The sequence below is a fragment of the Nocardia sp. NPDC004340 genome, assembly GCF_053602575.1.
In genome coordinates, this window is sequence record NZ_JBSGDW010000004.1 from 813,350 (window position 1) to 826,687 (window position 13,338).

Below are 13,338 nucleotides of genomic sequence, written 5' to 3' on the forward strand. Positions count from 1 at the left end.
ATGGTGGAGGGCGCGCCGTCGCCCCCGCGGCCACACCCCCACCGGAAGGACGATTCGTCGTGGATACCGCCCTCGTCACAGCCGCCCACGAGCGGCCGGAGCTGGCGGGGCGCCGGGAGTGGATCGGCCTCGGGGTGCTCACGCTGGCCTGCTTGGTCTACGCCATGGATCTCACCGTGCTGCATCTGGCGGTGCCGCAGATCAGTTCGACACTGCACCCGAGCAGCACCCAACTGCTCTGGATCATCGACGTCTACGGCTTCATGCTGGCCGGTCTGCTCATCACCATGGGCACGCTCGGCGACCGGATCGGGCGGCGACGTCTGCTCCTGGTCGGCGGCGCGTTGTTCGGCGTGGTGTCGGTGGTGGCGGCCTTCTCCCCCACCGCCGAGTTCCTGATCGTGTGCCGGGCGCTGCTCGGTGTCGCCGGTGCGACCATCGCGCCCTCGACACTGTCGTTGATCTTCAACATGTTCCGCGATCCCCGGCAGCGGTCACTGGCCGTGGGCACCTGGGTGAGCGCGTTCTCCGCGGGCGGCGTGGTCGGGCCGTTGCTGGGTGGCGTACTGCTGGAACGGTTCTGGTGGGGCTCGGTGTTCCTGCTGGCCGTCCCGGTGATGGCGCTGCTGCTGGTGCTCGGGCCCCGGGTGCTGCCCGAGTTCCGCGATCCCGAGGCCGGGCGGCTCGACTTGACCAGTGCCGCACTGAGTGTGGTCACCATGGTGTCGCTGGTGCTGGCCATGAAGACGATCGCGCAGGACGGCCTCGGGCCGGTGCCGCTGGTGGCCGTCGCGGTCGGGCTGATGGCGGGCGCGCTGTTCGTGCGGCGGCAGCTCACCCGGCCCGATCCCATGCTGGATCTGCGACTGTTCCGGCTCGGCGCGTTCCGGACGGCGCTGGGCATCAATGTGATCGCCATCTTCGTGGCGTTCGGCTACTTCCTGTTCGTGGCCCAGTACTTCCAGCTGGTGCTGGACATGACGCCGATGGCGGCGGGCATCGCCATGGCGCCGTCCAGTGTCGGGTTCATCATCGGCTCGCAGGCTGCCCCGCGCATCGTGCGCGTGGTGCGGCCCGCGTATCTGATCGGGGCCGGAATGGTGCTGGCCGCCATCGGTCTGGCCATGCTCACCCGGCTCACGGTGGACGGCGGGCCGGTCGCGGCGGTGGTCGCCTCGCTGCTCATCGCGCTGGGGCTGGCGCCGGTCTTCGGCATCACCACCGAACTGATCGTCGGCTCCGCGCCGCCCGAGCAGGCCGGAGCCGCCTCGGGCGTGTCCGAGACCGGCGCGGAACTCGGTGGCGCGCTGGGCATCTCGATTCTCGGCAGTATCAGCCTGGCCATCTACCGAGCCGATCTCGACGACTCGCTGCCGCACGGGCTGCCCGGCGCGGACGCGGTGCGCGAGACCCTCGGCGAGGCGGTCCAGGTGGCGGCGACGCTGCCCGACAGGGTCGGCGCGTCGGTGCTGGCGGCGGCCCGCACGGCCTTCATCCACGGGGTGCACATCACCGCGGGGGTGGCGGCGGTCGGCGCGCTGCTGGTGGCGGCGCTGGCCGTGGCCCGGCTACGCCACGTGCCCGCCGGAGAACTGTCCGGCGGGCACGATCACTGATCGGTCGCCGCTCAGCCGAGCGCGCTGGCGAACCGCGTGGCCATCTGCGCGACCTCGGCCTCGGTGATGACGAACGACGGCGAGATCTGCAGCGCGCCCTGACCGGCCGCGCGGGTCGAGACGCCGTGCGCGCGGAGGGTTTTCACCATGCCGAGCGCCTCGGCCGGGTCGGCGAGCTGGACCGCGGCGACCGCGCCCAGGCCGCTGCGCACCTCGGCGACGCGCGGGTGGTCGGCCAGCGGCGAGAAGTGCTCGTGCAGCAGCGCTTCCAGGTTCTTGCTGGCTTCCAGCAGGTTCTCGCGCTCGAAGATGTCGAGGTTGGCCATGGCCGCGGCGGCCGCGCCGGCGTGACCGCCGTAGGTGTAGCCGTGCCGCCACCACACGCCGCCGGAGAAGAACGGCTCGGCGATGCGGGGCGCGATGAAGACCGCGCCCATGGGGACATAGCCGGAGGTGAGGCCCTTGGCGGTGGTCATCAGATCCGGTTCCAGGCCGAAACGCGAGGAGGCGAACCAGGATCCGCCGATGCGGCCGAAGCCGGTGACGACCTCGTCGGCGACGAACAGGATGTCGTTGTCGCGGCAGATCTGGCGGACCTCGGCCAGGTAGCCCTCCGGCGGCAGGTAGACACCGCCCGCGCCGATGATGGGTTCGGCGAAGAAGGCCGCGATGCGCTCGGCGCCGAGCTCCTCGATGAGCGCGGTCAGCGCCTTGGCCTGATCCCATTCGATGGTGCGGGTGTCGGGCATGAAGACGCCGGTGTAGCCCTCGCCGTTGACCGGGATCCCGGCCAGCGAGGTGCCGCCGACGTGCATGCCGTGGTACGCCTTCTGCCGTCCCACCAGGATGGTCTTCTCGGGGCGGCCCATCTCCTGCCAGTAGCGGCGGGCCAGCTTGGCGGCGGTGTCGATGCCGTCGGAGCCGCCCGAGGTGAAGAAGATCTTGCTGCCCGGCACCGGGGCGAGCGCGGAGAGCCGCTCGGCCAGATCGCGGGTCACCGGCGAGACCAGGTCACCGAAGTTGGAGTAGTGCGCGACCTGGGTCAGCTGGGCGGCCACCGCGTCGGCGATCTCGCGGCGGCCGTGGCCGACATTGGCGAACCAGAGTCCGCCGGTGGCGTCGAGATACTCCGTGCCACCCTCGTCCCAGATGCGGGCGCCCTCGCCCCGCGCCACCACGAACGCCCCGTCCCGCTCGACCGCACCCATATCGGCGAAGCCATGCCACAGCGAACCCATCCAGAGCACCTCCATCACCCGATACCGGCCACCCCCAACCGGGCGAACCGACCTTTGCTCACTATCTAACCCCGAAGGACGGTGAACAGGTCGAACGGCCCCCGGCTGCGCCGGAACGGGCAGCGGGCTCAGCCGGCGGCGGCCGCCACGAGCATGTAGACGGTGCCGAGGTCCATCACCAGGTGCGGCACCACGGCCGGGGCTCCGGCCGTGCCGCCGGGGTGCGGGAACACTCCCGGCAAACGGCGGCGCAGGCCCGGCGTCAGCATGACGACGGCGTCGAGCGCGAACAGCGCGGCGAGCGCCAGCAGCGGAGCGGGCGCGGGTCCCCCGTGCCCGGGCCCGCCGTGCTCGTGCGCCCCGTGCCCGCTCATCGCGTACAGCATGGCCGCGGCCGCCAGCACGTGATACGCGAACGCCCCGGCGGTCCCCGCCCCGGCGTCTCCGATCCCGTTGCGCCACCGCAGGATCCGCTCACCCAGCACCAGCGTGTACACGACCACCATGGCCGTCAGCACCCCGCGCACCGCGTGCACGTCGACAGCGGTCGGGAACACCAGCATTCCCACCATGACCAGGCACATCATCAGATGCGCGGCATCGGATTCGCGATCCGCGCGCGGCCCGTCGCACCCGACCGGCCGCACCCGCGCCAGCCTGGCGACCACCAGGGCGGCGGCCACGCAGAAGGCGATCACCGCGCTCCACCGCACCAGCCCGTACTGCTCCACGAACAACCCCACGCCCCACCACCTCTCACCGCGGCGACCGGCTCCCCCTTCCATGCTGACATCCTCGGCGCTCACAGCCCGGAACTTGCGCTGCCGAATCCCCCGCCCCCGCACCGCCACTCGTGACCGATTGCCCGGCCGATTCACTCGCCCGGCTCCCCTGAAACGTTCGTATCGAGAGAATGAACAGAGGAGTCACTCCATGCGTCACAGCCGAGCCGACCGCCCGCGCCGAACCGACGATCCCGTCGACCCGATCGCCGATCTCCGCGCGAGCCTGAACCTGCTGCGCTATTCCGTCGAGCAGATGACCGAAGCCATGAAGGGCATCCTGCAGGAGATGCGCAGCTTCGACGCGCGTCTGAGCGCCCTCGAGGCCGGAGTCGCCGAGCGCTGACCGAACCACGCGGTCGCGGACATGGCAACGGCCCGGAGCCTTGCGGCTGCCGGGCCGTCTTCAAGCTTCGGGCCGCCGTGCACGTATCCGACGCCCCGCGCCGGCACTCTCGGAAATGTGCACTTCACGGTTCGCCCCACGACGCTCCGAACACCGGCCGGGTAACCCGAGGTGATCACGAAACCCATCCGGTCACACCGAGTGTCGCTGAGCCGAAGGAGGCGTACAGGACATATCGGGGCCGACGGCACGCCAGGTCGGCGGGTTGGCGCGCCAGGTCAGTCGACGCGCGGGCCCCGCCGGAGGCTCGCTAGCCTGACGACATGCGGATTGTGGTCGATGATCTGACCGGGCCCGAGGTGATCGGTTTGCTCGAGGCGCATGTGGCCGAGATGCTGGCGAACTCGCCGGAGGAGAGCATGCACGCGCTCGACGTGGCGGCGCTGCGCAAGCCCGAGATCACCTTCTGGACCGCGTGGGACGGGACCGAGCTGGCCGGGTGCGGGGCGATCAAGGAGCTGGACCCCACGCACGGGGAGATCAAGTCCATGCGCACCACGCCCGGGTATCGCGGGCGCGGGGTCGCGTCACAGTTGTTGCGGCACATCCTCGCCGAGGCCGGGGCGCGCGGGTACGCGCGGTTGAGCCTGGAGACCGGATCGTCGGAGTTCTATCGGCCCGCGGTGCGGCTGTACGAGCGCTACGGGTTCGAGCACTGCGGGCCGTTCGCGGACTACGCCGAGGATCCGCACAGCGTGTTCATGACCCGCGCGCTCTGAGTCCACGGGGTCAGCGGCGGGCGACCGCCCGGGGTACCACGCCGGTCACCGCGGCCACGATGACGCCGAGGATGGCGAAGACCACCGCCATCACCACCAGGCCGATGGTCAGGGAGCCGTAGCCCTGCTCGCGCGGGTCGATGAACGGATAGGGGTACCAGTCGGCGAAGGGGCCGCGGATCAGGACGTACGCGCCGTAGGCCAAGGGGAAGGCGAGCCAGCCCAGGATGAGTTTGACGGTCGGCTTGATACCGGGGGCGAGCACCAGCAACCAGTCCGCGATCAGCACGATGGGGATCAGCCGGTGCAGGATGTCGTTGATCCACTTCTCGGTCAGCTGGACGTCGATGTCCGACAGCAGCACGGCGTAGATGATGAGGGTGATCGTCAGATAGAGGGTGGCCGCGCCGCGCACCAGTTCCCAGCCGCGGCCCTCGGGGTCGCGCAGGCCGCCGACCAGCAGCACGATGACGCCGATGATGTTGGACTGGATGGTGAAGTAGCTGAAGAAGTTCAGGTACGAGTAGTTCGGATTATCCAGGTTCCGCAGCGGGATCCAGACCAGCGCGACGATGCCCACGATTGCGAAGACGATGCGCAGCGCCCGGATCCACAAGGGCGTACCACCTCTGACGACCATGGCCCAGATCGTCGCACGGGGAACCGCGCGAATGCGGACGATACGCCGATGCGGCACACTTCCGGCAAGCCCCCGGCCGGGCGATCCGAGACCGCGGCGACCGGTCCGGACCAACTCTTCGCTATCGTTGACAGTGCAATGACCAGGACCGCCGCCACCTCTCGCGAGCTTCGTTCCCGCCTGGCCGATCTCTCGATCCGCGACGAACATCGCTTGCGTCGCAGGCTCGACAAGGCCCGCGGCGGCGATCTCACCTCCCTCGAAGCCGAATTCGACGCCGCCCAGCGCCGGGTGGAATCCCGCCGGGCCGCCGTCCCGGCCATCGCCTACCCCGAACAGTTACCGGTCTCCGCGCGCCGCGACGACATCGCCGCGGCCATCGCCGCGCACCAGGTCGTGATCGTGGCCGGTGAGACCGGGTCCGGCAAGACCACCCAGCTGCCCAAGATCTGCCTGGAGCTCGGGCGCGGGATTCGCGGCACCATCGGCCACACCCAGCCGCGGCGACTGGCCGCGCGCACGGTCGCCGAGCGCATCGCCGAGGAACTGAACACCGAGCTCGGCGATGTGGTCGGCTACACGGTCCGGTTCACCGATCAGGCGTCGGATCGCACGCTGGTGAAGCTGATGACCGACGGCATCCTGCTCGCCGAGATCCAGCGCGACCGGCTGCTGCGCCGCTACGACACGATCATCATCGACGAGGCGCACGAGCGCAGCCTCAATATCGACTTCCTGCTCGGGTACCTCAAGCAGCTGCTGCCGCAGCGGCCGGATCTGAAGATCGTCATCACCTCGGCGACCATCGACCCCGAGTTGTTCGCGCGGCACTTCAGTGACGAGAACGGCACGCCCGCACCGATTGTCGAGGTCTCGGGCCGGTCGTATCCGGTGGAGGTCCGGTATCGGCCGCTGTCGCTGGAGGTTCCGGTCACCTCCGAGGATCCCGACGACGAGGACACCGCGATCGTCGACCGCGACCCCACCGACGCCATCGGCGACGCGGTGCGGGAACTGCAGGCCGAGGGCGACGGCGACATCCTGGTCTTCCTGTCCGGCGAACGCGAGATCCGCGACACCGCCGATTCGTTGCGCGACCTGCGCCTGCCGCGCACCGAGACCCTGCCGCTGTACGCGCGGCTCTCGGCGGCCGAGCAGCACAAGGTGTTCGAGGCGCACACCGGGCGGCGCGTGGTGCTGGCCACCAATGTGGCCGAGACCTCGCTGACGGTGCCGGGCATCCGGTACGTGATCGACCCTGGCACGGCGCGTATTTCGCGCTACTCCATGCGCACCAAGGTCCAGCGGCTGCCGATCGAGTCGATCTCGCAGGCCTCGGCACGACAGCGGTCGGGCCGCTGCGGCCGTGTCGCTGACGGCATCGCCATCCGCCTGTACTCCGAGGACGACTTCGAATCCCGGCCGCAGTTCACCGAACCGGAGATCCTGCGCACCAATCTGGCCGCCGTCATCCTGCAGATGACCGCGCTCGGACTCGGTGACATCGAGGGGTTCCCGTTCGTCGAACCGCCGGACGGCCGCGCCATCCGCGACGGCATCGCCCTGCTCGAGGAGCTCGGCGCGCTCGCCCGCGCCGAGGCCGACGCCTCCGCGCGGCGCGAGATCCCGGACGCCGGGCTCGTCCTCACCCCCATCGGCCGCGAGATGGCGCAGATCCCCGTCGATCCGCGCATGGCCCGCATGCTGGTGGAGGCCAATAGCGGCGGCTGCCTGGCCGAGGTCCTCATCATCGTGGCGGCCCTGTCGATCCAGGATGTCCGCGAACGGCCCGTCGAGCATCAGCAGGCCGCCGACACCAAGCACGCCCGCTTCACCATCGAGGGCTCGGACTTCCTGTCCTCCCTGCGGCTGTGGGACTACCTGCGCGAACAGCGCAATGCCCTGTCCTCCAACCAGTTCCGCCGCATGTGCCGCGACGAGTTCCTGCACTACCTGCGCATCCGCGAATGGCAGGACCTGCACGGCCAGCTCCGCACCATCACGCGTGGCCTGGGCTGGAACACCGAGGGCTCCGACACCCAATTCGACCGCACCGCAACCGGATCCGACGATGGTGGCGAGGCCACCCGTGGTCGCCGCGGACGCGGGTCCGGCGGCACACAGCGCGCCGATGGCGAGCGCGGTCGTGACGGTGGGCGCGGAGGGCGCGCGGGCGGCAGGACCGTGGGCGATTCGTCTGCCGCCGGCGACGCGGCTCGGGGCGCACGGTCCGGGCGCGGCGGCGGCTCCGGCAGCGGCGCATCCGGCTCCGGCGGGCGCGGCCTCGCGGAATCGCTGGCAGCCAAGGCCGGCCTCGCGGATGACTCGCTGCCCTGGGATGTGACGTCGATCCATCAGGCGCTGCTGGCGGGCATGCTGTCGCACATCGGGGTGCGGGAGGCCGAGAGCCGGGAGTTCCTCGGGGCCCGCAATGCCAAGTTCATGATCTTCCCCGGGTCGTCGCTGGCCAAGAAGCCGCCGCGGTGGGTGATGGCGGCCGAGCTGGTGGAGACCTCCCGGCTGTGGGGTCGGACGGCGGCGCGGATCGAACCCGAGTGGGCCGAGCGGCTGGCCGGGGATCTGGTGAAACGCACCTACTCGGAACCGCATTGGTCGGCCAAGCGGGGTGCGGCGGCCGCCTACGAGCGGGTCACGCTGTACGGGATTCCGCTGGTGACCCAGCGCCGGGTGGATTTCGGCCGCATCGATCCGGAGCTGTCGCGGGAACTGTTCATCCGGCACGCGCTGGTGCAGGGCGAGTGGCAGACCAAGCACGACTTCTTCGCGCGCAATCGCGAATTGCTCGAGGATGTCGCCGATCTGGAGCATCGGGCGCGGCGTCGCGACATCCTGGTCGACGACGAGGTGCTGTTCGAGTTCTACGACAAGCGCATTCCCTCGGACATCGTCTCGGTGCGGCATTTCGACAGCTGGTGGCGCAAGACCCAGCGCACCGACCCGAACCTGCTCGACTTCACCGCCTCCACGGTGGTGAACGAGGATGCGGCCCTGCTGGATCCGACTTCCTACCCCGACAGCTGGCGTCAGGGCGAGCTGACCTTCCCGGTCACCTATCAGTTCGAGCCGGGCCAGGCCGACGACGGTGTCACCGTGCACATTCCGATCGCCCAGCTGGCGCACGTGCGCTCGGTCGGCTTCGACTGGCTGGTGCCGGGTATGCGCGAGGAGCTGGCCGCGGCGTTCATCAAGACGCTGCCCAAACAGCTGCGCCGCACCGTGGTTCCGGCCCCGGACTTCGCCAAGGCCGCGTTGGACCGCCTCACCCCGCGCGCCGAACCGCTGCGCACCGGCCTGGCGCGGGAGTTGTCCCAGCTCGGCTCGGTGACCATCGCCGCCGCCATGCTGGACCCGGCGGGCCTGCCCGACCATCTGCGCATGACCTTCGCCGCCGTCGACCCCTCGGGCACGATCGTGGCCCGTAGCAAGAGTCTGGCCGAGCTGAAAACCCGTCTCGCCGAACAGGTCTCGAAGTCGGTCGCGCGCGCCAACAATGCCGCCGAGCGGGCCCCGGCCGCCGTGTGGACCTCCGAATCCCTGGGCACGCTGCCGTCCGCGGTCAAGCGGCAGGTCGGCGGGCAGACCATCACCGGCTATCCGGCCCTGGTCGCCGAGTCCGAGGGCGTGGCTGTGCGGGTGCTCAGCTCCCCCGCCGAGCAGGCCACCGCCATGCGCACCGGCACCCGCGCCCTGCTGCTGGGCGCGATCACCACCAGCACCCGCGCCGTCACCGCGGGCCTGCCGCCCACGGATCGGCTTGCGCTGAGCCAGAATCCGTACGGCACCCTCGATGCCCTGGTGGAGGACTGCCGCGCCTGCGCGGCCGACGAACTGATCGCCGCCCATGGCGGGCCGGTGCGCAGCCCCGAGCAGTTCCAGGCCCTGGTGGAGAAGGTCCGCCCGCGGTTCACCACGGCGGTGGCGAATATCGTTCGCTCGGTGGTTCCGGTGCTGGCCGAGGCGCATCGGGTGCGCGCCGCGCTCGCCGACTCGCGTGACCGCGACGCCACCGACGATGTGACCCACCAGCTCGACGATCTGATCTTCCCCGGCTTCATCTCCGAGTGGGGCAGCGCCCGATTGCGGGAACTGCCACGGTATCTGGAGGCCGCCCGGCTGCGGCTGGAGGCGCTGCCCGCCGCCGCCAACCGGGACCGCGCGGGCATGATCGAACTCGATCGCGTGCACGCGGCCTACGACCGGCTGGTCGCCAACCTCCCCGAGGGCCGTCGCGGCGGCCGCGACATCGTCGAGATCTGGTGGATGATCGAGGAACTCCGGGTCAGCCTGTTCGCCCAGCAGCTGGGCACCCCGTATCCGGTCTCGGCGAAGCGGATCGAGAAGGCGATCGACGCCGCACGCCGCCCACCGCAGAAGCGCTGACGAACACAGCTCGGAAGCGCGGTCGGATATAGATCGGTCCGGCTCCGAATTGCTCGGGGCCGGACCGTGAATCGGTGGGACGCGGGGCCGGTGCCCCGCGGGGACGATCGGCTATTCCGCGGCCGCCCCGACCGCGTGCTCGTCGCGGTGCTTGCGGAGATCGGCGATCTCGCGCTCGAAATCCTCGGCGGAGCTGAAGGATCGGTACACCGACGCGAAGCGCAGATAGGCGACCTCGTCCAGGTCGCGCAGCGGTCCGAGGATGGCCAGACCGACCTCGTGGCTGGGCACCTCGGGGGAACCCTTGGCCCGCACGGCATCCTCCACCTGCTGGGCGAGCAGGTTCAGGGCGTCGGAGTCGACCTCACGGCCCTGACAGGCGCGGCTGACGCCGCGGATCACTTTCTCGCGGCTGAACGGCTCGGTGACACCGCTGCGCTTGACCACCGACAGGATGGCGGTTTCGACGGTGGTGAACCTGCGCCCACATTCCGGACAGGCACGTCGCCTCCTGATGGCGGTGCCTTCCTCGGCCTCACGCGAGTCGACCACCCTCGAATCGGGATGGCGGCAGTACGGGCAATGCATCCGGGATCCTTCGTCGATGCCTGGGTTCCACAGCAACCTCGAGCAATCTCGAGGATACCGTGACGGACGCCGTCAGCGGCGTCCGCCCGGGTCGGCGTCGCCGAATCAGGCCGTCAACCGCCATTGCGAGGTCATGTCGGCCAGCAGGTCCGGCAGCCGCTGGACGAGCCGTCCCTGGACCAATTTGGCGGAGAACGGTTCGGCCAGAACCGGTCTCGCGACGGCCGGGTTCGCGCACAGCTCCAGGTAGCGGGGCAGCAGGTCGTTGGTGATGTAGTTCCACCGCGTGTCGCGGTCGGCCCAGTTGAAGTCGGGCAGCGGGGCCCGCAGCGACATGGTTCCCGACGTCAGGCTGGTGGGCGCGAACACGCCGGGAGCCCGCACGCCGGGGACGGCGGCCTTTCCGGCGATGGTGCTGACGTAGGTCAGCACCCGGCCCATGGCCCCGCGACCGTGCGAGGTGACATCCCACTGGTCGGCGATGATCTGGTTCTGTTCCCGGTCGGTCATGCGCAGCGCGGCGTCGGCGAGCCCTTCCTGGGTGCCACCGGCCAGTTCCCGCCAGGCCGTGATGGCGTTCTCGTCGAGCACCCCGGCCTGGTACATCTCCTCGACCCCGGCCGTGCCCGCGGCGGCGTACGCCTCGTGCATGGGCACCTGGTCGATGAAGATGTGCTTCTGCATGATCATCAGCCGGGTCTGATACCAGGCCAGGTCGTCGGCGGTGAGCCGCTCCCCCTCGGTGCCCAGCGTGCGAATGTCGGAGGGCAGGATGTCGAGCAGCGGCGCGGGTGTGCCCCGCAACAGGTCGGCGACCGCGTCGCCGAGCTGATGGATGCCCGGCACGCTGACGATCGCGGACACGTCGCCCATGTCGAAGAAGCCCGAGGCGAAGGAGCCGCCGGCCAATCCGGCCAGGCCGGTCCACCAGTAATCCGGGTGAGAGTTGTTCAGCCGCAGGTAGTTCACGTACACCTGGGTGAAGGTGGCGGTATTGGCCGCGACGCCGAGCCCGGGATCCCACCCGGCCAGGTCGATCTCGGCATTGCGGGTGGCGACCACCAGCCAGTACTGGTGCAGCAGCGTGGCGTAGTGCCGCGGCTGCACCCCCGCCGCCCGCGCGGCGTCGAGCGCGCCGCGCAGGGTGTCGGGGTCCAGGGGCAGGGCGGGATTCAAGCCGCCGCCCGCCGCGCCGTCCCCGTTCACCGATGGCAGGTCCAGATATTCGGCGTACCCGGCTTCGGCGTGCACCGCCGGGGCGGTCACCAACCCGATCATCAGGCAGGTGAGCACTCCGGCCACCCGGACCAACCCTCGAACTCTCGGCATTACGCCCCCTGTCGCTCGCGCGCCGCCGTGCGGTCGCGCGGATGTAGCCTCTGTCACATTCAGGGGGACGGTAGCAACACGTTTCAGTTTTCAATCTGCAATTTCGGCCACGTCATGGCCGGGGATCCCTATCCCGGAAACCGGCTACGACCGGGCAATCGGCCGAGCATCACCACTGCTACCGAACCGGGGGCTGCACCAGCTGCACCGTGGGCGGCGTGGTCTGCGAATCGAAGTCACCGGAGCGTAATTGCGCGAGACCGATCAGTCCGGCCACAGCGAGAGCGCTCACGAGCGCGGTGATCGCCAACGCGGCGAGACCATTCTGGGCCCGCTGCACCCGGTCCAGCGGATGCAATCCACGGGCGCGTCCCGCGGCGTGTCGCACGACGACATGATCGGTTCGAACACCCGCGCGAGGCATCGGCCGCACGCGCGCCCGACAGGGCCGGCGGTTCCGGACGAGGTGTGCCGAAGCCCCGGACGGGGTGACCGGGGACCGATCGGAACGCAGCTCCGACGGGAGGCTGTCGAATCCCAAATCGCTTTCCAGAGTGTCGATCTCGCTGACCATGGCGCGCATCGAAGTAACCTCCAGGGTAGGGCGGGCCGCAGAGTGCTGGACAACTGACTCGATCATGTGTTCGATGAACTGATGTTCGAATTTCTACCACGGCGGACCGGCAATGTCACTGATTTCCGCGACATGCGTCGAACAGATGTTTGATCACACGCGTCACACGGTCTACAGTCGAGTCACGAGTTGCCCGGACGTACGACACGGCGCGTGCGGGAACGAATTCCGGTGAGCGACAGCAGTGAACGGAGGACGGCGGCGGTGAGCGAACACGGCGGCGTGGACGGTGAGAACGGACCCCTTGGTCCCGAAGGTAACGGCCCCCTGTCCGAATCGTCCGGCGTCGGCGCCGATCTGACCGTGCGCCAGCGCCGGGTCCTGGAGGTCATCCGCAGCTCGGTGCACGACCGCGGCTACCCGCCCAGCATCCGAGAGATCGGCGATGCCGTCGGCCTCACCTCCACCTCCTCGGTGGCGCATCAACTCCGAGCCCTCGAGCGCAAGGGCTACCTGCGCCGCGACCCGAATCGTCCACGCGCCGTGGACGTCCGGGGCCTGGACGAGACGGCGGTGCGCGCCGCGGGCGGCGTGTCGCAACTTCGCGCGGTCAATGCGGAGGCGGAGTCCTCCGACGATCACCCGATCCCGACCTACGTCCCGGTGCTGGGCCGGATCGCCGCCGGTGGCCCGATCCTGGCCGAGCAGGCGGTGGAGGACGTCTTCCCGCTGCCGCGCGAACTGGTCGGCGAGGGTTCGCTGTTCCTGCTGAAAGTCGTCGGTCAGTCCATGATCGACGCGGCCATCTGCGACGGCGACTGGGTGGTCGTGCGCCAGCAGAACGTCGCCGACAACGGTGACATCGTGGCGGCCATGATCGACGGCGAGGCCACCGTGAAGACCTTCAAGCGCACCGGTTCCCAGGTGTGGCTGATGCCGCACAATCCCCTGTTCGAGCCGATCCCGGGCAATGACGCCCAGGTACTCGGCAAGGTCGTCACGGTCATCCGCAAGATCTGACCGTGCCGCACTGCCGTGACTCGGT

General features: G+C 69.8%; 11 protein-coding genes. 5 read left to right on the top strand and 6 right to left on the bottom strand.

Annotated features, from left to right (window positions below):
- Nucleotides 1–59: 59 nt before the first annotated feature.
- Nucleotides 60–1,616 carry an MFS transporter gene (locus ACWEOI_RS20390; protein ID WP_452360580.1) on the top strand — a complete coding sequence of 519 codons (1,557 nt, stop codon included), beginning with the start codon at nucleotides 60–62 and terminating at the stop codon, nucleotides 1,614–1,616.
- An 11-nt stretch (nucleotides 1,617–1,627) separates the two neighbouring features.
- Here ACWEOI_RS20390 and ACWEOI_RS20395 read toward each other — a convergent pair whose 3' ends face one another.
- Entirely contained in the window at nucleotides 1,628–2,854 is a 1,227-nt protein-coding gene (locus ACWEOI_RS20395; protein WP_433672400.1) for an aminotransferase class III-fold pyridoxal phosphate-dependent enzyme, read from the bottom strand.
- Nucleotides 2,855–2,982: 128 nt separating this feature from the next.
- Nucleotides 2,983–3,639, bottom strand: coding sequence for a DUF5134 domain-containing protein (locus tag ACWEOI_RS20400; RefSeq protein ID WP_452360581.1), 657 nt, complete (start codon nucleotides 3,637–3,639; stop codon nucleotides 2,983–2,985).
- A 148-nt stretch (nucleotides 3,640–3,787) separates the two neighbouring features.
- On the opposite strand from ACWEOI_RS20400, the gene ACWEOI_RS20405 reads away from it, so the two are divergent.
- Both ACWEOI_RS20405 and ACWEOI_RS20410 read left to right on the top strand, forming a co-directional pair.
- On the top strand, nucleotides 3,788–3,982 hold the full coding sequence (locus tag ACWEOI_RS20405; RefSeq protein ID WP_433672398.1) for a hypothetical protein: 195 nt from the start codon (nucleotides 3,788–3,790) through the stop codon (nucleotides 3,980–3,982).
- Nucleotides 3,983–4,305: 323 nt separating this feature from the next.
- Nucleotides 4,306–4,761 (top strand): GNAT family N-acetyltransferase, encoded by a 456-nt coding sequence (locus ACWEOI_RS20410; RefSeq protein WP_433672397.1) that lies wholly within the window; start codon nucleotides 4,306–4,308, stop codon nucleotides 4,759–4,761.
- Nucleotides 4,762–4,771: 10 nt separating this feature from the next.
- Here ACWEOI_RS20410 and ACWEOI_RS20415 read toward each other — a convergent pair whose 3' ends face one another.
- Nucleotides 4,772–5,401 (bottom strand): Pr6Pr family membrane protein, encoded by a 630-nt coding sequence (locus ACWEOI_RS20415; protein WP_433672396.1) that lies wholly within the window; start codon nucleotides 5,399–5,401, stop codon nucleotides 4,772–4,774.
- A 138-nt stretch (nucleotides 5,402–5,539) separates the two neighbouring features.
- Between ACWEOI_RS20415 and hrpA the strand changes: the two genes are divergently transcribed.
- A complete protein-coding gene (hrpA, locus tag ACWEOI_RS20420; protein WP_452360582.1) occupies nucleotides 5,540–9,802 on the top strand; it encodes an ATP-dependent RNA helicase HrpA in 4,263 nt (1,420 codons plus the stop codon).
- A 111-nt stretch (nucleotides 9,803–9,913) separates the two neighbouring features.
- Here the strand turns inward: hrpA and nrdR are convergent, their stop codons facing one another.
- From nrdR to ACWEOI_RS20435, 3 genes are all read right to left on the bottom strand, one after another.
- Nucleotides 9,914–10,390, bottom strand: a complete 477-nt coding sequence (gene nrdR, locus ACWEOI_RS20425; protein ID WP_357096465.1) for a transcriptional regulator NrdR — start codon at nucleotides 10,388–10,390, stop codon at nucleotides 9,914–9,916.
- A gap of 105 nt (nucleotides 10,391–10,495) precedes the next feature.
- Nucleotides 10,496–11,719 (bottom strand): hypothetical protein, encoded by a 1,224-nt coding sequence (locus ACWEOI_RS20430; protein ID WP_452360583.1) that lies wholly within the window; start codon nucleotides 11,717–11,719, stop codon nucleotides 10,496–10,498.
- 178 nt (nucleotides 11,720–11,897) lie between these two features.
- Nucleotides 11,898–12,302 carry a hypothetical protein gene (locus ACWEOI_RS20435; protein WP_452360584.1) on the bottom strand — a complete coding sequence of 135 codons (405 nt, stop codon included), beginning with the start codon at nucleotides 12,300–12,302 and terminating at the stop codon, nucleotides 11,898–11,900.
- A 318-nt stretch (nucleotides 12,303–12,620) separates the two neighbouring features.
- On the opposite strand from ACWEOI_RS20435, the gene lexA reads away from it, so the two are divergent.
- Nucleotides 12,621–13,313: a transcriptional repressor LexA gene (lexA, locus tag ACWEOI_RS20440; RefSeq protein WP_433673302.1), complete on the top strand. Its 693-nt coding sequence runs from the start codon at nucleotides 12,621–12,623 to the stop codon at nucleotides 13,311–13,313.
- The last annotated feature ends 25 nt before the right edge of the window (nucleotides 13,314–13,338 follow it).